The sequence below is a fragment of the Streptomyces sp. SID8352 genome (genome assembly GCF_009862265.1).
Taxonomy (GTDB): Bacteria; Actinomycetota; Actinomycetes; order Streptomycetales; family Streptomycetaceae; genus Streptomyces.
This window is the reverse complement of record NZ_WWGX01000034.1, coordinates 14,969-37,538: the sequence shown is the minus strand read 5'-3', so window position 1 is coordinate 37,538 and position 22,570 is coordinate 14,969. Positions and strand designations below refer to the sequence as shown.

16 protein-coding genes and 1 rRNA gene are annotated in these 22,570 nt (G+C 74.9%); 10 read left to right on the top strand and 7 right to left on the bottom strand.

Features of this window, described 5'->3' with window-relative positions; all coding sequences use genetic code 11:
* The first annotated feature begins 27 nt into the window (after nucleotides 1-27).
* Nucleotides 28-144 (top strand): 5S ribosomal RNA (gene rrf / locus GTY84_RS11575).
* 211 nt (nucleotides 145-355) lie between these two features.
* On the opposite strand, the gene GTY84_RS11570 is transcribed toward rrf, so the two are convergent.
* From GTY84_RS11570 to GTY84_RS11550, 5 genes are read right to left on the bottom strand one after another with little or no spacing between them, the layout of a single operon-like run.
* Nucleotides 356-1,666: a DUF58 domain-containing protein gene (locus GTY84_RS11570; RefSeq protein ID WP_161226090.1), complete on the bottom strand. Its 1,311-nt coding sequence runs from the start codon at nucleotides 1,664-1,666 to the stop codon at nucleotides 356-358.
* Nucleotides 1,666-2,658, bottom strand: coding sequence for a MoxR family ATPase (locus GTY84_RS11565; RefSeq protein ID WP_161226089.1), 993 nt, complete (start codon nucleotides 2,656-2,658; stop codon nucleotides 1,666-1,668). The genes GTY84_RS11570 and GTY84_RS11565 overlap by 1 nt, the downstream gene beginning before the upstream one ends.
* The gene (locus tag GTY84_RS11560) at nucleotides 2,655-3,866 is read right to left on the bottom strand and encodes a DUF4350 domain-containing protein (protein WP_161226088.1); all 1,212 of its coding nucleotides are present in this window, start codon (nucleotides 3,864-3,866) and stop codon (nucleotides 2,655-2,657) included. The genes GTY84_RS11565 and GTY84_RS11560 overlap by 4 nt, the downstream gene beginning before the upstream one ends.
* On the bottom strand, nucleotides 3,863-4,708 hold the full coding sequence (locus tag GTY84_RS11555; RefSeq protein ID WP_161226087.1) for a DUF4129 domain-containing protein: 846 nt from the start codon (nucleotides 4,706-4,708) through the stop codon (nucleotides 3,863-3,865). Before GTY84_RS11555 ends, GTY84_RS11560 begins: the two co-directional genes overlap by 4 nt.
* 4 nt (nucleotides 4,709-4,712) lie before the next feature.
* Nucleotides 4,713-6,017, bottom strand: a complete 1,305-nt coding sequence (locus GTY84_RS11550; protein ID WP_161226086.1) for a glycerophosphoryl diester phosphodiesterase membrane domain-containing protein — start codon at nucleotides 6,015-6,017, stop codon at nucleotides 4,713-4,715.
* Nucleotides 6,018-6,187: 170 nt separating this feature from the next.
* Between GTY84_RS11550 and mtnA the strand changes: the two genes are divergently transcribed.
* The 8 genes from mtnA (at nucleotide 6,188) to GTY84_RS11510 (ending at nucleotide 16,281) form a co-directional block, all read left to right on the top strand.
* Entirely contained in the window at nucleotides 6,188-7,279 is a 1,092-nt protein-coding gene (gene mtnA, locus GTY84_RS11545) for an S-methyl-5-thioribose-1-phosphate isomerase (RefSeq protein WP_161226085.1), read from the top strand.
* Between the two features lie 332 nt (nucleotides 7,280-7,611).
* Nucleotides 7,612-8,043, top strand: coding sequence for a hypothetical protein (locus tag GTY84_RS11540; protein ID WP_161226084.1), 432 nt, complete (start codon nucleotides 7,612-7,614; stop codon nucleotides 8,041-8,043).
* A gap of 281 nt (nucleotides 8,044-8,324) precedes the next feature.
* Nucleotides 8,325-9,014: a two-component system response regulator MtrA gene (gene mtrA / locus GTY84_RS11535; protein WP_009188938.1), complete on the top strand. Its 690-nt coding sequence runs from the start codon at nucleotides 8,325-8,327 to the stop codon at nucleotides 9,012-9,014.
* Nucleotide 9,015: 1 nt separating this feature from the next.
* Complete coding sequence (gene mtrB, locus GTY84_RS11530) at nucleotides 9,016-11,079, top strand: MtrAB system histidine kinase MtrB (RefSeq protein WP_161226083.1); 2,064 nt, start codon at nucleotides 9,016-9,018, stop codon at nucleotides 11,077-11,079.
* Between the two features lie 202 nt (nucleotides 11,080-11,281).
* On the top strand, nucleotides 11,282-13,027 hold the full coding sequence (locus GTY84_RS11525; RefSeq protein WP_161226092.1) for an LpqB family beta-propeller domain-containing protein: 1,746 nt from the start codon (nucleotides 11,282-11,284) through the stop codon (nucleotides 13,025-13,027).
* 385 nt (nucleotides 13,028-13,412) lie between these two features.
* Nucleotides 13,413-14,294 (top strand): ComF family protein, encoded by an 882-nt coding sequence (locus GTY84_RS11520; RefSeq protein ID WP_161226082.1) that lies wholly within the window; start codon nucleotides 13,413-13,415, stop codon nucleotides 14,292-14,294.
* Nucleotides 14,295-14,610: 316 nt separating this feature from the next.
* On the top strand, nucleotides 14,611-15,303 hold the full coding sequence (gene raiA / locus GTY84_RS11515; RefSeq protein ID WP_161226091.1) for a ribosome-associated translation inhibitor RaiA: 693 nt from the start codon (nucleotides 14,611-14,613) through the stop codon (nucleotides 15,301-15,303).
* 243 nt (nucleotides 15,304-15,546) lie between these two features.
* Nucleotides 15,547-16,281 carry a response regulator transcription factor gene (locus GTY84_RS11510; RefSeq protein WP_161226081.1) on the top strand — a complete coding sequence of 245 codons (735 nt, stop codon included), beginning with the start codon at nucleotides 15,547-15,549 and terminating at the stop codon, nucleotides 16,279-16,281.
* 180 nt (nucleotides 16,282-16,461) lie between these two features.
* On the opposite strand, the gene GTY84_RS11505 is transcribed toward GTY84_RS11510, so the two are convergent.
* Entirely contained in the window at nucleotides 16,462-17,637 is a 1,176-nt protein-coding gene (locus GTY84_RS11505; protein WP_161226080.1) for a crosslink repair DNA glycosylase YcaQ family protein, read from the bottom strand.
* A 184-nt stretch (nucleotides 17,638-17,821) separates the two neighbouring features.
* On the bottom strand, nucleotides 17,822-18,391 hold the full coding sequence (locus tag GTY84_RS11500) for a GNAT family protein (RefSeq protein ID WP_161226079.1): 570 nt from the start codon (nucleotides 18,389-18,391) through the stop codon (nucleotides 17,822-17,824).
* A gap of 281 nt (nucleotides 18,392-18,672) precedes the next feature.
* On the opposite strand from GTY84_RS11500, the gene secA reads away from it, so the two are divergent.
* Nucleotides 18,673-21,519 carry a preprotein translocase subunit SecA gene (gene secA / locus GTY84_RS11495; RefSeq protein ID WP_161226078.1) on the top strand — a complete coding sequence of 949 codons (2,847 nt, stop codon included), beginning with the start codon at nucleotides 18,673-18,675 and terminating at the stop codon, nucleotides 21,517-21,519.
* Nucleotides 21,520-22,570: the final 1,051 nt, after the last annotated feature.

Below are 22,570 nucleotides of genomic sequence, written 5' to 3'. Positions count from 1 at the left end.
GGGGTTGCGGGTTGTGTTTCATAGTGTTTCGGTGGTCATAGCGTAGGGGAAACGCCCGGTTACATTCCGAACCCGGAAGCTAAGCTCTACAGCGCCGATGGTACTGCAGGGGGGACCCTGTGGGAGAGTAGGACGCCGCCGAACAATTGTTGGGGAAAGCCCCGCACCTCATGGTGCGGGGCTTTTCTGCGTTCCGGCCCCTTTTCGCGGAGGCCTTCCACCGGGCCACTTTATTCTCGGCGTTCTCGGCGTTCTCGGCGTTCTCGGCGTTCCCGCGTTTCCTGCGTTCGCATGTTGCCCCGCACGCCAGGCTCGCCCGCGGGCGGATGCCTTCCGAGGCGGCCGGACCGCCGCCTCAGAGCCGTCCCGCGGCCTTCAGTTCCAGATAGGCGTCCGCCAGGGCCGGGGGAAGCCGGTCGGGGGTCGCGTCGACGACCACGACCCCGTGCCGGCGGAGCCGCTCGGCGGTGCGCTGGCGCTCCGCCTCGGCCCGGGCGCCCGCCGCGGCCTCGTAGACGGCCTCCGTGCTGCCGCGGGACGCCGCCATCCGGGCGACGAAGGGATCCGCGACGGCCGCCACGAGGACCGTGTGGCGCCGGGTGAGCCGGGCCAGGACGGGCAGCAGGCCCTCCTCGACCGGCGCCGCGTCGAGCGTCGTGAACAGGACGACGAGGGACCGGCGGGAGGCCGTCCGCAGGGCCGCCGCCGTGAGTCCCCGGGCGTCGGTCTCCAGCAGCTCGGGCTCCAGCGTCGCCATCGCGTCCACCAGGGACGGCAGCATGTCCCGGGCCGTCCGGCCCTGGACCAGCGCCCGCACCCGGCGGTCGTAGGCGAGCAGGTCGACGCGGTCGCCGGCCCGGGAGGCCAGGGCGGCCAGGAGCAGTGCCGCGTCCATCGAGGCGTCCAGGCGGGGGGCGTCCCCCACCCGGCCCGCCGAGGTGCGGCCGGTGTCCAGGACCAGCAGGATGTGCCGGTCCCGCTCGGGTCGCCAGGTGCGCACCGCCACGGCCGACGTGCGGGCGGTGGCACGCCAGTCGATGGACCGGGTGTCGTCGCCCGGCACGTACTCGCGCAGGCTGTCGAACTCGGTGCCCTGACCACGGGTCAGGACGCTGGTGCGGCCGTCGAGTTCACGGAGCCGGGACAGTTTCGACGGCAGGTGCTTGCGGCTGGTGAACGGCGGCAGCACCCGCACGGTCCACGGCACCCGGTGGGTGCCCTGGCGGGCGGCCAGCCCGAGGGGCCCGTAGGAGCGGATCGTGACGCGGTCCGCGCTGCGGTCGCCCCGGCGGGTGGGCCGCAGCCGGGTGACCACGCGGCGGCGTTCACCGGGCGGCACCGCCAGCCGGTGCCGGGAGGCCTCCGTCTCCGTCCCCGGGAGCCAGCTGCTGGGCGGCCAGGCGTCGCGGAGGCGCGCCCGCAGCGGGCGTCCGGACGGATTGGTCACCGTCAGCGTGAGGTCGACCCTCTCGCCCAGCCGGGCGGAGGTGGCACCGGAGCGTTCCAGGAGCAGGCGCCGGACCGGGGCGGCCAGGGCGTAGTCGCAGGCGCACGCCACCGCCAGCGGCGCGTTGACGGCGAGGAGGCCCGCCCATCCCGGGGCCCAGACGCCGACGGGGACCGAGCCCAGGGCCGCGATCAGCGCGGTGCGACCGGTGAGTGCCATCAGCGCGGCACGGGGACGTGGGCGAGGACCGCGTTGATCACGGAGTCCGTGGTGACGCCCTCCATCTCGGCCTCCGGGCGGAGCTGGACGCGGTGCCGGAGCGTCGGCAGGGCCAGGGCCTTCACGTCGTCCGGGGTGACGTAGTCGCGGCCCGTCAGCCAGGCCCAGGCCCGCGACGTGGCCAGCAGGGCGGTGGCGCCACGCGGCGACACGCCGAGGGCCAGGGACGGCGACTCGCGGGTCGCCCGGCAGATGTCGACCACGTAGGCGGTGATCCCCGGGTGGACCGTGGTCGCGGCGACCTCCGCGCGGGCGGCCTCCAGATCGGCCGCGTCCGCCACCGGGCGCACCCCGGCGGCGCGCAGGTCGCGCGGGTCGAAGCCGGCGGCGTGGCGGGTGAGGACGTCGATCTCGTCCTGGCGGGAGGGGAGCGGGACGGTGAGCTTGAGGAGGAAGCGGTCGAGCTGGGCCTCGGGCAGGGGGTAGGTGCCCTCGTACTCGACCGGGTTCTGGGTCGCCGCGACGAGGAACGGCTCGGGGAGCGGGCGGGGCGTGCCGTCGACAGTGACCTGGCGCTCCTCCATGGCCTCCAGGAGGGACGACTGCGTCTTCGGGGGCGTGCGGTTGATCTCGTCGGCGAGCAGCAGGTTGGTGAAGACCGGGCCGGGCTGGAAGGAGAACTCGGCGGTGCGGGCGTCGTAGACGAGGGAGCCGGTCACGTCGCTGGGCATCAGGTCCGGGGTGAACTGGACCCGCTTGGTGCCGACCTCCAGGGCGGCGGCCAGGGCGCGGACGAGGAGGGTCTTGGCGACGCCGGGGACGCCCTCCAGGAGGACGTGGCCCCGGCACAGCAGCGCGACGACGAGGCCGGTCACGGCGGCGTCCTGGCCGACCACGGCCTTGGCGATCTCGGTGCGCAGGGCCTCCAGGGCGGCGCGGGGGCCGCCCGGGTCCCCGGCCCGCCCGGTGTGGTCAGTGGTCGGGTCCGTCATGGACGGCGTACCTCGCTTTCGAGCGCGTCGAGCCGGTCGGCCAGGGTGATGAGTGCCGCGTCGTCGGTGGGCGGCGGGCCGAAGAGGAGGGTGTGCAGGGAGCGTCCGTCGCCGTGCAGGTGGACGGTCAGCGCGGTGATCAGGGCTTCGGGCGTGTGGGCCCGGGCCACGGGGACGCCGACGAGGGGGGCGAGGCGGGTGCGGGCGGCGGAGCGGAGGGCGGCTGCCGCGCGGTCGCGGGCGTCGGCCCTGCGGTAGAGGCGGGCGCGGCCCTCGGCGGTCTCCGAGGCGCGGATGACCACGGGGAGCCTCTCGGGCACCAGGGGGCCGAGCCGCCGGGCCCGCCAGAGGGCGGCCAGGGCGGCGGCGACGAGGAGTTGCAGGGTGCCCCAGAGCCAGCCGGAGGGGAGCAGGTCGAAGAAGCCGCGTTCGCCGTCCGCGGCGGTGCCGTCGGACAGCGAGGGGAGGTACCAGACGAGGTGGTCGCGGGAGCCGAGGAGCTGGAGGGCGAGTGAGGCGTTGCCGTGGTCGGCGAGGGAGCGGTTGGTGAGGAGCGCGCTCCCGCCGAGGACGACGGTGTCGCCGGCGGCCCCGTCCGGACCGGCGCCGCCCGTGGTCTCGGGGAGGCGCAGCAGGGTGGCGGGCCCGTCGCCGGGGTAGCAGGCGTCGGCGGACGGGTCGCCGCTGGTGTAGCGCAGGGGGCCGGTGTCGGCGGTGCCGGCGCGGCGGGCGGCGGGCAGGGCGCAGCCGGGGGCGAGGGGGGAGCCGGTGGCGGGCGCCGGGTCGGCGGTGACGCCGGGGGCGAGCCGCCGGACGGTGGCGTCGCCGGGGGCCACGAGGACGGTGCGGCCGCCGGCGCGGGCGGTCGTGGAGCGCAGCGCGGCCCGCTGGTGCTCCGTCAGCCGGTCGGGCACGGCGACCAGGAGGGTGGTGTCGGGGCCGGCCGCGGCGCGGGCCTCGGCCAGGGTGGTGACGACTCGGGTGGCCACGCCCCGGTCGGCGAGGAGTTCGGCGACGGCGCGGCTGCCGCCGGGGTCGGCGGAGCGGGGGTCGAGCGCGCCGTGCCGGGCGTCGGAGCGGACGAGGGCGATGACGACGGCGGCGGCCAGCAGCAGCACCAGCGCGAGGACGATGCCCCGGGCGCGGACCCACGCCTGGCGGGCGCCGGGCCGGACGGAGGTGGCCGGGGGCGTGGTCGGGGTGGTCATCGGGCGGCTCCCCCTCGGGTGCCGGGGTGCGTGCCGCCGATGCCGGGGCCGCCGTGGCCGGATCCGTCGAGGTCCGGGCCGCCGTGGCCGTCGTCCCCGCCGTTCGCGCCGGTGGCGGTGGCGGTGGTGAGCCGCGGTCTGCTGTGCTCCAGGTCGGCGTCGAGCGCGGTCAGCCGCCGGTACGCGGCTTCCGTGCCGGGCCGTCCGCCGTAGACGACGTCGTCGAAGTCCCGGGCGGCGGCGCGGAGCCGCTCCCGGTGGGCGGGCAGGGCGCGGCCCGCCTCCACCGCCGCCTCGTCGGCCGTGCGGCCGGGGCGGACGTCGAGGAGGGCGCGTTCCTCCAGGGCGCGGACGACGGCGCGCATGCGCTCCCGGACGGCGAGGTCCCAGTGGCCCCGGGCGGCGTGGGCCCCGGCGGCGGCGCGGTGGTCGGCCGCGGTGCGGGGGCGGTCGCCGAACAGGGCGGGGGAGGAGACCGGAGGGCGTCGCGGGGTGCCCAGCCGCCACCAGAGGGCGCCGAGCACGGCCAGGACGGCCGCGATCACGACGACCAGGCCGACCGCCCCGCCCGGAGTCGCGGTGGACGCGGTGGTGAAGAGCGCGTCGACCCACTTCCAGAAGGCGCTGAGCGCGCGTTCGAACCAGTTGGGGTCGTTCTCGTGGTACATCCGCTTGGCCAGCTCGCGCCGGGCGGCCTCCCGCGCGGGGTCCCTCGGGACGCTCAGCGGCGGCTCGTCGCCCCGGCCGGCCGGGGCCCGCGCGAGGAGTCCGCCGGTGCGCAGCGACGCCCGTACGGCGGCGTGCGGCAGCGCCTCGGTGAGGACTCCCCCCGCGGGACTCACCGCATCAGCTCCCCGGGACGGCGCCGGGGGCGCCGGATTCCGGGAGGCCCGCGGCGCGGACCAGTTCGAGGTCGAGGGCCTCGCGGCGGATGCGCTGGTCGATGTACAGGAGCACGGTGACACCGGCGGTGATCGGGAAGGTGACCATGGAGCCGATCACCGAGCCGACGCCGCTGATCACGAGGAAGGTCCAGCCGAGGTCCCCGCCGCCCTCCAGGTAGCCGCCGACGCCGTCGCCGCCGAGGGCCGCGCCGAGGAAGGCGAAGGGCAGGACGATGATCGCGGACAGGACGCTGGCGATGATCCCCGCGAGGAGCTGGATGCCGAAGACCCGCCACCAGGAGCCGCGGACCAGCTTCATGGAACGGCCCATGGCCTTCCTGATGCCCTGCTTCTCCAGCATCAGGGCGGGGGAGGCCAGGGAGAGCCGGATCATCAGCCAGGCGACGACCACACCGGCCGCGAGGAGGAAGAGGGACGCGAGCGCCATGGCGCCGTCGCTTCCGCCGGAGCGGGCCACGAGCAGGGTGGGCGCGATGCCTGCCAGGACGATGCCGAAGACGATCAGCAGCAGCAGGAGGATGAGGCCGAACAGCTTCGCCGTCTGGGGGCGGGCGTCCTGCCACGCCTCCTTCGCGCCGACCCGCCGGCCCAGCACCGCGCGGCTGGTGACCGTGGTCAGCAGGGCGGTGGCGATGACGGTGCCGAGCAGGGTGACCAGGAAGACGACGAGCGAGTCGACGGTGGAGTCGGTGACCGCGGAGCCGAGTTCGCTCAGTGTGGCGTCCGGGTCGCCGAGCGCCCCGGTGTCGGTGTCCAGCACGAAGCCCCGGAGCAGGACGACGATGATCTCCGTGAAGATGGCGACGCTGAGGGAGATGCCGAGGACGGTGCGCCAGTGCGCGCGCATGGTGGAGACAGCGCCGTCGAGGATCTCCCCGACGCCGAGCGGGCGCAGCGGGATCACGCCGGGCTTGGCCGCCGGGGGCGGACCGCCCCAGCCGCCGCCCCAGGGGGCGCGGCCACCGGGACCCCGGCCGCCGCCCCAGCCGCCGGGGGGACCGGCGGGCGGCGGGGCGCCCCAGCCGGGGCCGGGCGGCGGGGGCGCCGAGCCGGGGCCCGGGGGAGGCGGCGGTGCCGCTGGGCCGGTGGGCGCGGACCACTGCCCGGGGGGCGGCTGCTCCTTCGACCACTTCGTGCCGGGGGCCGCCGGTTCGCCCTCGGGACGGTCGCCGGGGCCGGTCCCGCCGGTCTCGTGTCCGTCGGACGGGGCCGATCCGGGCGAGGCCCAGCCCGGAGTGTCGTTCATCGTCGCTCCTTCACGGTGCCCGTCCGCGGTCGCGGCGGCAGTGTGTCAGCCATCGTGCCATGGGGCGGCCGGGCGGTGACCGGGCACGGTGGCCCCGGCGCCCCCTCGGCGCCCGTGCGCCCCGCGGTCACGCCCTTCACCTGTCCGGCGGGGAGGGGCAGACTGACCGCATGGCTGATCCGTGCGCGCGCCGCGGCGAGGACGAGCGGTCCTCCCCGATCCCTGCCCTGCGCTGGGAGGAATCCCCCGAGGGCCCGGTGCTGGTCCTCCTGGACCAGACGAGGCTGCCCTCGGCGGAGGTCGAACTGGTCTGCGCGGACGTCCCCGCGCTGGTCGGGGCCATCCGCTCGCTCGCCGTGCGCGGCGCCCCGCTGCTCGGCATCGCCGGTGCCCACGGTGTCGCGCTCGCCGCCGCGCGGGGGGCGGACGTGGTGCGGGCCGCCGCCGCGCTGGAGGGCGCCCGGCCCACCGCGGTGAACCTCGCGGTCGGGGTGCGCCGGGCCGGGGACGCGCACCGGGAGGCGCTGGCCCGCACCGGCGACCCCCGGGAGGCCGCCGCCGCCGCGCTGGCCGCCGCCCGGACGCTGCACCGCGAGGACGCCGAGGCCGGCGCCCGGATGGCCGCGCACGGACTGGCGCTGCTGGACGAACTGCTGCCCGGCGGCGGCGGGCACCGCGTCCTCACCCACTGCAACACCGGTTCGCTGGTGTCGGGCGGTGAGGGGACCGCGTTCGCGGTCGCCCTGGCGGCGCACCGCGCGGGGCGGCTGCGGCGGCTCTGGGTGGACGAGACGCGTCCGCTGCTCCAGGGTGCCCGGCTCACCGCGTACGAGGCGGGCCGCAACGGGATGCCGCACACCCTGCTCACCGACAACGCGGCCGGTTCGCTCCTCGCCGCCCGTGAGGTGGACGCGGTGCTGATCGGGGCGGACCGGATCGCGGCCGACGGCTCGGTCGCCAACAAGGTGGGCAGCTATCCGCTGGCGGTGCTGGCGCGGTACCACCATGTGCCGTTCATCGTGGTGGCACCGGTGACGACGGTGGACCCGGGCACCCCCGACGGGGCGTCGATCGAGGTCGAGCAGCGCCCCGGGCACGAGGTGACGGAGACGGCCGGGGGCGTTCCGGTGGCGCCGCCGGGGACTCCGGCGTACAACCCGGCGTTCGACGTGACCCCGCCCGAGCTGGTGACGGCCCTCGTCACGGAGCAGGGCACGATCTCCCCGGTCACCGCCGCGGCGCTCGCGGCCCTGCGCCGCTGAGATCCGCCACGGGCCCGAAGGCCGGTGCTGCCGGGGAGTCCGGGGCTGCCGGGGAGTTCGGAGAGGCGGCCCCGGTCCCGGTCGGTCACTGCGGCTCCCGGGTCCGGCCCGCGGCCGGGGGCGGGTCCTGTGCGCATGAGCGCGGGGTGGGGCGGACGGACGCGGGAGGCCGGGCGGGACGCACGGGGGCGGGCGGGGTGAGCGGGGCGGGCGGGGTGAGCGGAAATCCGTGGGGCAAGGGCGCACGCTCCCGCTATCCTCGGCTTCTGGCCGGGCCGCCCGTCGTGCGTCGCCCGCCAGGACGGATACGGGGGGTATCGATGGTCCGACGGATGGGCACCGTGACGGCGGCGCTGGCCGTGCTGGGGGCGCTCGGCCTGGCCGGGTGCGGGGGTTCGGGGTCGCCGGAGGGAACCGCCTCCGCCCCCGCGTCGACGGAGGGAACCGCGTCCGCCCCCGGGTCGGCCGAGGCGTACTCGCCCGGACCGGCTCCCGTGAAGCCGGTGGGCGACGCGCTCGACGGCTCGTGGGGCGGGGACCTGGCGGTGCTCAACATCAGCGGCCACCGGGTCGAGCTGCTGGGCGGCCCGAAGCCCTGCGGGGGGACCGTCGCCGTGGAGGAGCAGGAGCCCCCCGTCATCCGCCTCGACTGCGACAACCCCGACGAGGAGCGGACGGTCGGCAAGGTCTGGGGGCTGACCGAGAAGAGCATGTCGGTCGAGTGGGAGGGGCTCGGGGGCGAGATCTTCACACGCACCGGGTGAATGGACTGCGAGACCGACCCCGGCTCCCCGGTCTGAGTCGCGGACCGGCGCCGGGCGGTGCCGGACCGGCGCCCGTGTCCGGGACGGGGCGGTTCCGCGGCCTCGCCCACCCGGGCCCACGACGCCCGTGCGGGGCGCCCCGGCCGGGGAATCCGGCCTCCTCCCCGGGCACCGACGGCGCTCCCCCGCCCGGCCGAGCAGACAGTAGTGCCGCCGTACGACTATCGTCACGGGTCAGTGAGCTGTCTCACCTGGACCTTCGCCGTCGTTACGAGAATGGGATGATGTCGTTTATGAAGGGACGAGTCCTGGTCGTCGACGACGACACCGCACTGGCCGAGATGCTCGGCATCGTGCTGCGTGGTGAGGGTTTCGAGCCGTCTTTCGTGGCCGACGGCGACAAGGCGCTGGCCGCCTTCCGCGAGGCCAAGCCCGATCTGGTGCTGCTCGACCTGATGCTGCCGGGACGGGACGGCATCGAGGTCTGCCGCCTGATCCGGGCGGAGTCCGGCGTGCCCATCGTGATGCTGACGGCCAAGAGCGACACCGTCGACGTCGTGGTCGGCCTGGAGTCGGGCGCCGACGACTACATCGTCAAGCCGTTCAAGCCGAAGGAGCTGGTGGCCCGCATCCGGGCCCGCCTGCGCCGCTCCGAGGAGCCGGCCCCCGAGCAGCTCGCCATAGGCGACCTGGTCATCGACGTGGCCGGGCACTCCGTGAAGCGGGACGGGCAGTCGATCGCGCTGACCCCGCTCGAGTTCGACCTGCTGGTCGCGCTCGCGCGCAAGCCCTGGCAGGTGTTCACCCGCGAGGTGCTGCTCGAACAGGTCTGGGGCTACCGGCACGCCGCCGACACCCGCCTGGTCAACGTGCATGTGCAGCGGCTGCGCTCCAAGGTCGAGAAGGACCCGGAGAAGCCGGAGATCGTGGTGACCGTCCGCGGCGTCGGTTACAAGGCCGGACCGAGCTGACATGACCGGGGACAGTGCCGCTTCGGCGCCCGGTCGTCCCGGGGAGAACGCCGGACGGACTGTCGCCCGCCCGTCCGCGGGCTCCCGGTGGGGCCGCCTGCTGGAGGGCGGTCTCCTGCACGGCGGCGTCCAGGGCAGCCCGGTGCTCCGCCTCTTCATGCGCTGGGTGCGCCGGCCGCTGCTGCCCGTCATGCGGCTGTGGCGGCGCAACATCCAGCTCAAGGTCGTCGCCACCACCCTGCTGATGTCCCTGGGCGTCGTCCTGCTGCTCGGCTTCGTCGTCATCGGCCAGGTCCGCAACGGACTGCTGGAGGCCAAGGTGAAGGCCTCCCAGAGCCAGGCCACCGGTGGTTTCGCGGTGGCCAAGCAGAAGGCCGAGGAGGCGGCGGCCGGGGCGACCGGCGACGACGGCACCCACGCCGACGGACGCCCCTCGCAGAACGTCATCCAGTGGATGAGCGACCTCGTCAAGTCGCTCTCCAGCGGCGGTCAGGGCGCCTTCGACGTGGTCACCCTGCCCACCGGCGGCGACAGCGGCAGCGGCCGCGGACCGCGCGCCTCCGGCCTGGTCAACTGGTCGGCCAGCATCCCCGAGGAACTGCGCGAGCGGATCGACAGCGCGCCGGGGGCGGCCCAGAGCTACACCCGGATCGTCTACGACTCCAAGGCGCCGTCCCGGCCCGGACTGGTCATCGGCAAGCAGGTCAGCGACCCCAACAGCGAGCCCTACCAGCTCTACTACCTCTTCCCGCTGACCCAGGAGGAGAAGTCGCTCAGCCTGGTCAAGGGCACCCTGGCGACCGCCGGGCTCTTCGTGGTCGTGCTCCTGGGCGCCATCGCCTGGCTCGTCGTGCGGCAGGTCGTCACGCCCGTCCGGATGGCGGCGAGCATCGCGGAGCGGCTGTCCGCCGGGCGGCTCCAGGAACGGATGAAGGTCACCGGCGAGGACGACATCGCCCGCCTCGGCGAGGCCTTCAACAAGATGGCGCAGAACCTCCAGCTCAAGATCAGCCAGCTCGAGGACCTGTCGCGGATGCAGCGGCGGTTCGTCTCCGACGTCTCGCACGAGCTGCGGACCCCGCTGACCACCGTGCGGATGGCGGCCGACGTCATCCATGACGCGCGGGTCGACTTCGACCCGGTCACCGCGCGGTCGGCGGAGCTGCTCGCGGACCAGCTCGACCGGTTCGAGACCCTGCTCGCGGACCTGCTGGAGATCAGCCGCTTCGACGCGGGCGCGGCGGCCCTGGAGGCGGACGCGACCGACCTCCGCGAGGTCGTCCGCCGCGTCGTCAGCGGGGCCGAGCCGCTCGCGGAGCGCAAGGGCACCCGGATACGCGTCGTCGGCGACCAGCAGCCCGTCGTCGCGGAGGCGGACGCCCGGCGCGTGGAGCGGGTGCTGCGCAACCTCGTCGTCAACGCCGTCGAGCACGGCGAGGGCAAGGACGTCGTCGTCAGGCTGGCCGCGGCCGGCGGAGCGGTCGCGGTCGCGGTGCGCGACTACGGCGTCGGCCTGAAGCCCGGTGAGGCCGCCCGGGTCTTCAGCCGCTTCTGGCGGGCCGACCCGGCCCGCGCGCGCACCACCGGCGGGACCGGTCTGGGCCTGTCCATCGCCCTGGAGGACGCGCGGCTGCACGGCGGCTGGCTCCAGGCGTGGGGCGAGCCCGGGGGCGGTTCGCAGTTCCGGCTGACGCTGCCCCGGACGGCGGACGAGCCGCTGCGCGGTTCCCCGATACCGCTGGAGCCCAAGGACTCCCGGCGCAACAGCGAGCGCGCCGGCTCGGGACGGGCACCGGACGGCGGCAGGGCGGCCGGGGTGCCGGCCCAGCCGGCGGCCGACCGGGCGCCCTCGGCCGGGACGCGGGGGCCGATACCGGCGCGGCCCGGTGCCGTCGCCGCCACGGCCGATCCCACGGCGCTGCCCGGCAACGGGGCGCGGGTGGTGCCGCGGCCGGTGTCGGGGACGGCGGGACAGGACGGTCCGGACGGCCCCGGGGCGGCGGGCCGCCCGGAGGACGGGTCCGGTGGGGCGAGCAGGCAGGGGGAGGCATCTCGTGGGCGCTGACCGCCGGAGCGCGGGCACCGGGCACCGGGGCACGCGCGGCGACGGGCGGGACCTCGGCGCCGGGCGCGGGGACGGAACCGCCGACCTCCGGGGCGGGGTCTTGGGGGGCCGGACCGGCGGCCGGTCCGGCGGCCGGGGGAAGGCGGGCCGCGCGGCGGCGTACGCGGTCTGCGGTGCCGTCCTGCTGTCCGGCTGCGCGTCGATGCCCGACCGGGGGGACCTGCGCGGCGTGGAGTCGACACCGCGACAGGACCCTCAGGTGCGGGTGTTCGCGATGCCCCCTGCCGACGGTGCCCCGCCGTCCGCGATCGTGCAGGGCTTCCTGGAGGCCCTGACCAGCAACGATCCCCGGTTCGAGACGGCCCGCAAGTACCTGACCCCCGACGCGTCGCGGACCTGGCGGCCGGAGGCGACCACCACGGTGCTCGCGGGCGGCCCCAGCACCGAGGCGGAGCCGCCGGGCAACCGGGAGCAGACGGGCGACTACGCCGTCACCCTCACCGGCACCCGGGTCGCCACGGTGGACGCGCGGCAGTCGTACACGCCGGCGCGGGGCACGTACCGCCAGTCGGTGCACCTCACCAAGGACAGCAAGACCCGGCAGTGGCGCATCGACGCGCTGCCGCAGGGCGTCGTCATGGGCAAGTCGGACTTCCAGCGCACCTACATGTCGGTCAACAAGTACTACTTCGCCGCGAACAGCGGTCCGCAGACCGGGGAGGAGACGCCCCGGCAGCCGGCGGCCGTCGCCGACCCCGTCTACGTGCGTCGGCTCGTGGACCCGATGACCCAGGTGGTGCGGTCCCTGATCAGCGGTCCGGCCCGGGCGCTCGGCCCGGTGGTGCGGTCCGGCTTCCCGAGCGGCACGGCGCTCGCCGACGGCGTCACCGCGCTGACGCCCGACGACCGCAACCGGCTGACGGTGCCGCTGAACGACCGGGCGGCCCGCGTCGGCGCGAGCCAGTGCCACGAGATGGCGGCCCAGCTCCTCTTCACGCTGCGCGGGGTGACCCCGGCGGTCGACGAGGTCGAGCTGACCTCGGGCGGGCGCCGGGTCTGCGAGCTGTCCGGGGACCGGGCGGACGCGGTGGCCACGCGCGGCTCCGCGCACCGGCCGGACCATCTCTACTTCCTCGACGGCAAGCACCGGCTGGTGCGGATCGCCGCGGGCGGCAACGCCAACCGGGCCGAACCGGTGCCCGGCGCGCTCGGCGAGGGCGCCACGTCCCTGCGGTCGGTGGCGGTCTCGCGCGACGAGCGCACGGCGGCCGCGACCGGCCTCGACGGGCGCCATCTGTACGTCGGGACGCTCGTGCCGGGCGGTTCGCGCGGGGAGCCCGTGCTGTCCAGCGGGGGCCGGACCGAGCAGGACCGGCTGACGGCGCCGAGCTGGGACGCGCGGGGCGGGCTGTGGATCGCCGACCGCGACCCGGAGTCGCCGCGGCTGCTGCTGCTCAAGGACGGCGCCGGGGATCCGGTGCAGGTGCGGACGCCGGGGCTGAAGGGGCGCATCACGGCGGTGCGGGTGGCCGCCGACGGGGTGCGGATCGCGCTGATCGTGGAGGACGGCGGCCGGCGGTCGCTGCTCATCGGACGGATCGAGCGGGACCAGCGGCCGGCCGAGGAGCCGCGGGTCGCCGTGGTCGGGCTGCGCACCGCGACACCGGAGCTGGAGGAGGTCACGGCCATGTCCTGGGCCGGTGACAGCCGTCTGGTGGTGGCCGGGCGCGAGCGCGGCGGCGTGCAGCAGATCGGCTACGTCCAGGTGGACGGCTCCACCCCCGAGGCGTCGGTGCCCGCCGCGCTGACCGGGGTCAAGGAGATCGCCTCGACCGAGGACGAGCGGCGGCCCCTGGTGGCCTACTCCGAGAACCTCATCGTGCGGCTGCCCTCCGGGATGCAGTGGCAGAAGGTCGCGGAGGGGACGGCGCCGGTCTATCCGGGCTGATCCGCGCGACGGGGCGGGGCGCGGGGCCCCGGGTGACGGGCGCGGGGCCGTCCTGGGCGGGCGGGGCCGGGGTGCCGGGCGTGCGTCGGCCGGGCGGAGGCGGGGCGTGCCCGGGTGTGCGGCCGGGAGGGCGGTCGGAGTCCGCCGGGAAGGGCCCGGGTGTCCGACCGGGAGGCCCGGGCGTCCCGCCGGGGGGGCCGCCGGGCGGGCGCCCGCCGGGCGGCCGGGGCGGCTGCCGGGCCGGGCGTCCGGGCTCCTGCCGGGAAGGCGCGGTCCGGTGCGCGGACACCATGCCGAAGTGCCGCTTCCTGCCGTCCGCCGAGTTGTCCACAGGGGGTTTTCCACAGGGGTGGCCGGGCGTCCGGGGCGTTGGCACAGTGGGGCCATGAGCGGATGGTGGCGGGAGTTGGAGGACCTGGTGCTGCCGACCGAGTGCGCCGGCTGCGGCAGGGCCCGTACGGTGCTGTGCCGCCGGTGCCGGGCGGCGCTGGGCGGGTCGGCGCCCGGCCGGGTCCGGCCGCGGCCCGCGCCGCCCGGCCTGCCGGTGGTGCACGCGGCGGCCCGGTACGGGGACGAGGTGCGGGCGGTGCTGCTGGCGCACAAGGAGCGGGGCGCGCTGCCCCTGGCGGTCCCGCTCGGCGCGGCGCTGGCGGGAGCCGTGCGGGCCGGGCTGCCCGGGGCGTGGGCGGGGGACCGGGGCGCGGGGTGGCGGGCGCCGGTGGTGCTGGTGCCGGTGCCCTCGGCGCGCCGCGCGGTGCGGGCCAGGGGACACGATCCGGCGCGGCGCATCGCCCTGGCCGCGGCGGGCGAGCTGCGGCGCGGCGGGACCCCGGCCCGGGTCCTCGCCGTGCTGGGGCAGCGGCGGGCGGTGGCCGACCAGGCCGGGCTGGGCGCGCGGCACCGGCGGGACAATCTGGCCGGCGCGCTGGCGGTCTCCCCGGGCGGGGCGGGGCTGCTGTGCGGGGCGGGCCCGGTCGTCCTCGTCGACGATCTGATGACCACGGGCGCCTCGCTGGCGGAGGCGGCGCGCGCCGTGCGGGCCGCCGTGCGCGAGCGGAGCGGCGGGAGCGACGCATACCGGTCGGTAAGGGGGAGATCGCCTGTGTACACCCCGGGGACGGGGGAAGGCAGAGAGGAACGGAGGGAACGGCCGGGGACGGCCGGTCCGGACGGAGGTGGTGCGGTGGTCCGCGCGGTGGCGGAGGTGGTGACCGGCGCGGCCGTCGTCGCCGCTTCACCGGATTCCTTTGAAATAAACCGGAACTGATGAAGAACTTCTGACGTTGCAGGTAATGAGGGTCCGATTTCATCGGAACGGAGGTACGCGGCAGTAGAGGGTGACGATTCGCCTCCGGTCGAGATATGTTCGGTTCAGAGGAAAAGCCGCAGGCCAGACCTCCCTGAATGACTATGCCGTGCCGCGGGTATTCGCCGTTCATCACCCGCATTGGTGGCGTGGAGAACCCGCCCGCGGGGGAGGAGGTGGAAGTCACCGAGTCCGAGGTTCCGGGGCCTACCGGAATCTGGTGCGAAAGGGAGACGCTCCGCCGTCGGAGCGGAGCGATCCGGGAACGGAGTTCTGCGTGGACATCGTCGTCAAGGGCCGCAAGACCGAGGTGCCCGAGCGGTTCCGGAAGCACGTGGCCGAGAAGCTGAACCTGGAGAAGATCCAGAAGCTCGATGGCAAGGTGATCAGCCTCGACGTCGAGGTGTCCAAGGAGCCCAACCCCCGTCAGGCCGACCGCAGCGACCGGGTGGAGATCACGCTCCGCTCGCGCGGTCCGGTGATCCGGGCGGAGGCGGCGGCGAGTGACGCGTACGCGGCGCTCGACCTGGCCGCGGAGAAGCTCGGCGCCCGGCTGCGCAAGCAGCACGACAAGCGGTACTCGCGGCGCGGGACGCGCCGGATCCCGGCGGCGGAGGTCGCCGACCGCGTCCCCGACGCGGCGACGCTCAACGGCAACGGGGCCCTCGTGGAGCCGCGGGCCGAGGAGGGCGTGCCGACGAAGAGGATCGGATCGCTGGAGGTGCAGGGCGACGGCCCGCTGGTCGTGCGCGAGAAGACCCACGTCGCGGCCCCGATGAGCCTGGACCAGGCGCTCTACGAGATGGAGCTGGTCGGGCACGACTTCTATCTGTTCGTCGACTCCGAGTCCAAGGAGCCCAGCGTCGTCTACCGACGGCACGCGTACGACTACGGTGTGATCCACCTGAGCACGGACACGATGGTCGCCCTGGAGCCCGCTCCGGAGGCTGGTGACGCGCTCGGCGGCTGACGACGCCCGTGAAGACCGCGGTACCGGTGCCCCCGGCGGCGTGTGCGCCCCCCCGGGGGCACCGGTGTGCGACGCCGTGCGACGGTCCGCCCGGGTGTGCTACCACTCGGCGGGCCGTTCCGTCGCTCCGGGGTCGCCCGGACATGGAATCATGACCGCAAACGGCCCAACACGTGGGCCTTTGCTCTGGGTTGGCGATGGCTCAGGACCACGCGGGGGCCACAGCCTTCAGGGGGAGGAACGATGGCGGACAGCTTCGGACCGATGCGGAACGGATGCGTCGACGAAGATGTCGTCGGCAGGGGCCCGGTGCGGGCGGAACCGATCAGGGTCCTGGTCGTGGACGACCACGCCCTGTTCCGCCGCGGTCTGGAGATCGTGCTCGCCGCCGAGGAGGACATCCAGGTCGTCGGGGAGGCCGGGGACGGCGCCGAGGCCGTGGAGAAGGCCGCCGACCTGCTGCCGGACATCATCCTGATGGACGTGCGGATGCCCAGGCGGGGTGGCATCGAGGCCTGCACCTCCATCAAGGAGGTGGCCCCCAGCGCCAAGATCATCATGCTGACGATCTCCGACGAGGAGGCCGACCTCTACGACGCGATCAAGGCGGGCGCGACCGGCTACCTCCTCAAGGAGATCTCCACGGACGAGGTGGCCACCGCGATCCGCGCGGTGGCCGACGGGCAGTCGCAGATCAGCCCGTCGATGGCGTCGAAGCTGCTCACCGAGTTCAAGTCGATGATCCAGCGCACCGACGAGCGCCGGCTGGTGCCCGCGCCCCGCCTCACCGACCGCGAGCTGGAGGTGCTCAAGCTGGTCGCCACGGGGATGAACAACCGGGACATCGCCAAGGAGCTGTTCATCTCCGAGAACACCGTGAAGAACCATGTGCGCAACATCCTGGAGAAGTTGCAGCTCCACTCCCGGATGGAGGCCGTGGTGTACGCGATGCGGGAGAAGATCCTGGAGATCCGCTGACCTCGCCGCCCCCTCCGGGACCGCCCCGCCGCCGCTCCTCCCGGGACCGTCCCGCCACCTCCCTCCCGGGACCGCCCCGGCCGTCCTCCCGGGAGGGTCCACCGCCCGGCCGCCGCCCCCGGTTTCCGCTCCGGCCTCCGCCGCCCCGGGCCCGGTCCGCTTCGGTCCCGCCCCGTACGGTCAGCCGAGGAGGCGGGCCAGCTCCCTGGTGAGGGGCTCGCGCAGCTCCGGGGCCTCGACGCGCTCCAGCCGCACGTCGACACAGTCCACCCAGCTCGCCGCCTCCGTCAGCGCGCGGGCCGCCGCCGGGGCCGCCCCGGCACCGTCCAGCGTGATCTGCTTGACGACCAGCGTGCGGCCCTCGCGGGCCGGGTCGACCCGGCCGACCAGCCGCCCGCCCGCCAGCACCGGCATCGCGAAGTAGCCGTGCACGCGCTTCTGCTTGGGCACATAGGCCTCCAGACGGTGGGTGAAGCCGAAGATCCGCTCGGTGCGCGCCCGCTCCCACACCAGGGAGTCGAACGGCGACAGCAGCGTGGTGCGGTGCCGGCCGCGCGGGACCGTCTCCAGGGCCGCGGGGTCGGCCCAGGCGGGCCGTCCCCAGCCCGCCACCGTCACCGGCACCAGGCCCGAGTCCGCGATCACGGCATCGACCTGCTCGCCCCGCAGCCGGTGGTAGTCGGCGATGTCCGCCCGGGTGCCGACGCCCAGGGCGCGGCCCGCCAGGGCCACCAGGCGGCGGACGCACTCGGCGTCGTCCAGGTCGTCGTGGAGCAGCGCGGCGGGGATGGCGCGCTCGGCGAGGTCGTACACCCGCTTCCAGCCGCGGCGCTCGACGCAGACCACCTCGCCGTACATCAGGGCGCGTTCGACGGCGATCTTGGTGCCCGACCAGTCCCACCACTCGCTGGTGCGCTTGGCCCCGCCCAGATCGGTCGCGGTGAGCGGGCCCTCGGCCCGCAGCTGTCCGACGACCTGCTCGTAGACACCGTCGGGGAGCGCGTGGTTCCAGTGCGGGCGGTCGCGGTGGGCGCGGCGGCGGAAGGCGAAGTGGGGCCACTCCTCGACCGGCAGCAGACAGGCGGCGTGCGACCAGTACTCGAAGCTGCGGGTGTCCTTCCAGTAGGCGTCCTCGACGGTCCGACGGCCCACCGCGCCCAGCCGGGCGTAGGGGATCAGCTCGTGGGAGCGGGCGAGGACGGAGATGGTGTCGAGCTGCACCGCGCCGAGATGGCGGAGGACGCCGCGGACGCCCGCGCGGCGGTCGGGGGCGCCGAGCAGGCCCTGGGCGCGCAGGGCGATGCGGCGGGCCTCGTCGGCGGACAGTTCCGTGGCGGGGGGCGGAAGGGTCGTCATGCGAGTGCACGATAAGGGGTCCCGCCGACAGCCGGCGTCCGCCCTGGAAGAGGGGCCGGGGACCGCCCGGGGCACCCTCGGGGCCGCCGCCGGAGCAGCGGCCCGGTCATCGTCCCGCCCGCCGTCCGGTCGTGTCGTCCGGTGGCCGTCCGCCGCCCCGGTCACCGTCCGGTCCGCCGTCCGGTCACCGCCCGGCGGGCAGGTACGGGGCGGCCGGGGGGAGGGAGAGGTCCGAGGGGAGCAGGGAGGCGATCCAGCAGTCGCGGCGGACCCCGCGGTGCTCCAGTCCGGCCCGCAGCGTGCCCTCGGGGACGAACCCGGCGCGCAGCGCCACCGCGCGGGACGCCTCGTTGCCCGCCTCGGCGCGCCACTCCAGGCGGCCGAGCCCCAGCTCGGTGAACGCCCAGCGGGCGAGGGCGACGACCGCCTCGGTGACATAGCCGTGCCCGCGGTGCTCCTCGACGCACCAGAAGCCGATCTCGCCCGCGCCCGGCGACCGCATCGTCACGCCGCTCATCCCCACCAGCTCCCCGGTCGGCAGGAAGAGGCCGAGGACGCATTCCGAGCCGTCGGCCCAGCCGTTGGGCACGATCTCCTCGGTGAAGCCCCGCGCGTGTTCGGGCAGGTACGGGGAGGGGACCAGCGTCCAGCGCTGGATCGCCGGGTCCTGGCAGGCGGCGTGCACGGCGGCGGTGTCGCCGGGGCCGGGCGCGCGCAGCACGAGGCGGTCGGTGGTGAGGGTGACGGGCTCCATCAGCGGATGATGCCGGTGGCCGGGCGGCCGGTGCCACCGGGTTTCACGGGACGCGGGCGCGCGGTCACGGTTCGTGCAAATCGCCCGCCCGCCGCGGCACCATCCCGGACCCCGGGACGTTGGACGGGGTGACGGCGGGCCCGGCCCGGCCGGGAAGGCGCAGGGTCCCCGTGCGGCAGCCCTCCCGGGGCGGCGGGGTCCTCGCATACGATGGCCGTTGCTCAGATCAGTCACATGGAACCCGACCGTCCCAGGCCCGACCGGCAAGGAGACCAACCCCCGTGTCCGTCCTCCAGAAGATCATGCGTGCAGGCGAAGGCAAGATCCTGCGCAAGCTGCACCGCATCGCGGACCAGGTCAACTCCATCGAAGAGGACTTCGTCGACCTCTCCGACGCCGAGCTGCGGGCCCTCACCGATGAGTACAAGCAGCGCTACGCCGACGGTGAGAGCCTGGACGACCTGCTGCCCGAGGCCTTCGCCACCGTGCGCGAGGCCGCCAAGCGCGCCCTCGGCCAGCGCCACTACGACGTGCAGATCATGGGCGGCGCCGCCCTGCACCTGGGCTACGTGGCCGAGATGAAGACCGGTGAGGGCAAGACCCTGGTCGGCACCCTGCCCGCGTACCTCAACGCCCTGTCCGGCAAGGGCGTCCACATCGTCACGGTCAACGACTACCTGGCCGAGCGCGACTCCGAGATGATGGGCCGCGTCCACAAGTTCCTCGGCCTGACCATCGGGTGCATCCTGGCCAACCAGACGCCGGCCCAGCGCCGCGAGATGTACGGCTGCGACATCACGTACGGCACGAACAACGAGTTCGGCTTCGACTACCTCCGCGACAACATGGCCTGGTCCAAGGACGAACTCGTCCAGCGCGGCCACAACTTCGCCATCGTCGACGAGGTCGACTCGATCCTGGTCGACGAGGCCCGTACGCCGCTGATCATCTCCGGCCCGGCCGACCAGGCCACCAAGTGGTACGGCGACTTCGCCAAGCTGGTCACGCGGCTGAAGCGCGGCGAGGCCGGCAACACCCTCAAGGGCATCGAGGAGACCGGCGACTACGAGGTCGACGAGAAGAAGCGCACCGTCGCCATCCACGAGGCCGGTGTCGCCAAGGTCGAGGACTGGCTCGGCATCGACAACCTCTACGAGTCGGTGAACACCCCCCTCGTCGGCTATCTGAACAACGCCATCAAGGCGAAGGAACTGTTCAAGAAGGACAAGGACTACGTCGTCATCGACGGCGAGGTCATGATCGTCGACGAGCACACCGGCCGCATCCTCGCCGGCCGCCGCTACAACGAGGGCATGCACCAGGCGATCGAGGCGAAGGAGGGGGTGGACATCAAGGACGAGAACCAGACGCTCGCCACGATCACCCTCCAGAACTTCTTCCGCCTCTACAAGCGCCGCGACCACCGCGACAAGGAGATGCCGGGCCTGTCCGGCATGACCGGTACGGCGATGACCGAGGCCGCCGAGTTCCACCAGATCTACAAGCTCGGCGTGGTGCCCATCCCGACCAACCGGCCGATGGTCCGCAAGGACCAGTCGGACCTGATCTACCGCACCGAGGTCGCCAAGTTCGAGGCGGTCGTCGACGACATCGCGGAGAAGCACGAGAAGGGCCAGCCGATCCTGGTCGGCACCACCTCGGTCGAGAAGTCCGAGTACCTCTCCCAGCAGCTCAGCAAGCGCGGGGTGCAGCACGAGGTGCTGAACGCCAAGCAGCACGAGCGGGAGGCGTCCATCGTCGCCCAGGCGGGCCGCAAGGGCTCCGTCACCGTGGCCACCAACATGGCCGGCCGCGGTACGGACATCAAGCTCGGCGGCAACCCCGAGGACCTCGCGGAGGCGGAGCTGCGCCAGCGCGGCCTCGACCCCGAGGAGCACATCGAGGAGTGGGCCGCCGCGCTGCCCGCCGCCCTGGAGCGGGCCGAGGAGGCGGTGAAGGCGGAGAAGGACGAGGTCGAGAAGCTCGGCGGCCTCTACGTCCTCGGCACCGAGCGGCACGAGTCGCGCCGCATCGACAACCAGCTCCGCGGCCGTTCCGGCCGTCAGGGCGACCCGGGCGAGTCCCGGTTCTACCTCTCCCTCGGCGACGACCTGATGCGCCTGTTCAAGGCCCAGATGGTCGAGCGCGTGATGTCGATGGCCAACGTCCCCGACGACGTGCCGATCGAGAACAAGATGGTCACGCGCGCCATCGCGTCCGCCCAGTCGCAGGTCGAGACCCAGAACTTCGAGACCCGCAAGAACGTCCTGAAGTACGACGAGGTCCTCAACCGCCAGCGCGAGGTCATCTACGGCGAGCGCCGCCGCGTCCTGGAGGGCGAGGACCTCCAGGAGCAGGTGCAGCACTTCATGGACGACACGATCGAGGCCTATGTGCAGGCCGAGACCGCCGAGGGCTTCCCGGAGGACTGGGACCTCGACCGCCTCTGGGGCGCCTTCAAGCAGCTCTACCCGGTGAAGATCACCGTGGAGGAGCTGGAGGAGGCGGCCGGCGAGCGGGCCGGTCTGACCGCCGACTACATCGTGGAGTCCATCAAGGACGACGTCCACGAGCAGTACCAGGAGCGCGAGACGCAGCTCGGTTCCGAGATCATGCGGGAGCTGGAGCGCCGGGTCGTGCTGTCGGTCCTGGACCGCAAGTGGCGCGAGCACCTCTACGAGATGGACTACCTCCAGGAGGGCATCGGCCTGCGCGCGATGGCCCAGAAGGACCCGCTGGTCGAGTACCAGCGTGAGGGCTTCGACATGTTCCAGGCCATGATGGACGGCATCAAGGAGGAGTCCATCGGCTACCTGTTCAACCTGGAGGTCCAGGTCGAGCAGCAGGTCGAGGAGGTCCCCGTCGAGGACGCCGTGCCGAGCCTGGAGAAGGGTCCGCAGGACGCCGTTCCGGCCCCGGCCGGGGCGCGCCCCGAGATCCGCGCCAAGGGCCTGGACGCCCCGCAGCGCCGGGACCTGCACTTCTCCGCCCCCACGGTGGACGGCGAGGGCGGTGTCGTCGAGGGCGACTTCGCCACCGACGACGAGCCCGTGCGGTCCGAGACGGACGGGCTCACCCGCGCCGAGCGCCGCAAGCAGGCCAAGGGCGGGCGGCGCCGCAAGAAGTGACGGCTCCGGGACGGTGAGCTCCCGGCGGGACGCGGACGCGGTGCGTGCGCGGTGCCGCCGGGCCGCGGTGCCGCCGCCGGGCGGGCCGGCGGGAACGCCGGTGCGACGTGACGACGGGAGGGCTGGGCATCCACGGGGTGCCCGGCCCTTTCCCGTGTGCGACGCCTCCGGGGGCGGCACCGCGTGCGTGACGCCTCTGGGCGCGCCCCGCGTGCGTCAGACCTCCGGGTGCCGGGCGGCTCCCGCGTGCGTGGTCCTTCGGGTGTCCGTCCCTTCCGCGTGTGCGCCTCCCGGGTGCCGGGTGCCGGGCACTCCGGCGCGGGCCCGGCCGCTCCCCGTGTGTGGGCCTTGGCGCGCCCTATCCCGTCCATGGGTTCGGCTGCCGGGTGCCCGGTGCTCCGGCGTGTCCGGCCGTCACGCGTGTCCGGCCGTCACGCGTGTGTGGCCGCCGGATGTCCTGCGTTCCGCGTGCGTGGTGCTTCGCGTGCCCGGTCCCTTCGCGCGCGTGGGCCTTGGCGTGCCCGGTCCTTTCGCGTGTGCGGGTCCGGGAAGCCTGGCCCGCCGCCCCGGCTGTCCTGCGGTGTGACACCCACCCGCCCGGCCGCACCGCCTCCCGGGCCACCCCGGGGTCCACGGGCCGTGTGGCGGGGCAGTCCACGCGCGCTGAGCGGGGGACTTCCCGGCGGGTTACCGGGCCCGGCCCGGTGTCGCGGGGGAGGCGGAGCCGCCGGGCGGGTCGGGGTGCCTCGCGGCTGCCGGGCGGCGGGCACATGCGGGCTCCCGCCGGGGCCCGCTCCCTGGCGCCACCCGGGCCGCCCTACGGCGTGGCGCGCACGTACGGGCTCTCCCGGGGCCTGCTCCATGAACCCGCCGCCGTGGCCCCCTCACGGCGTGGCGCCAACCCCGTCCGGCTACCGGCGTGGTCCCCCCTGGGGCCGCTCTCCGGGGCCCGTCGGCCCCCGGCCGTCCCGCACGTCCACGCCCTCGCCGCCTCCCGCCTCGCCCTGCCCGCTCCGGTACGCGCCGCGGGCGGGACCCGTACCCGTGAGGC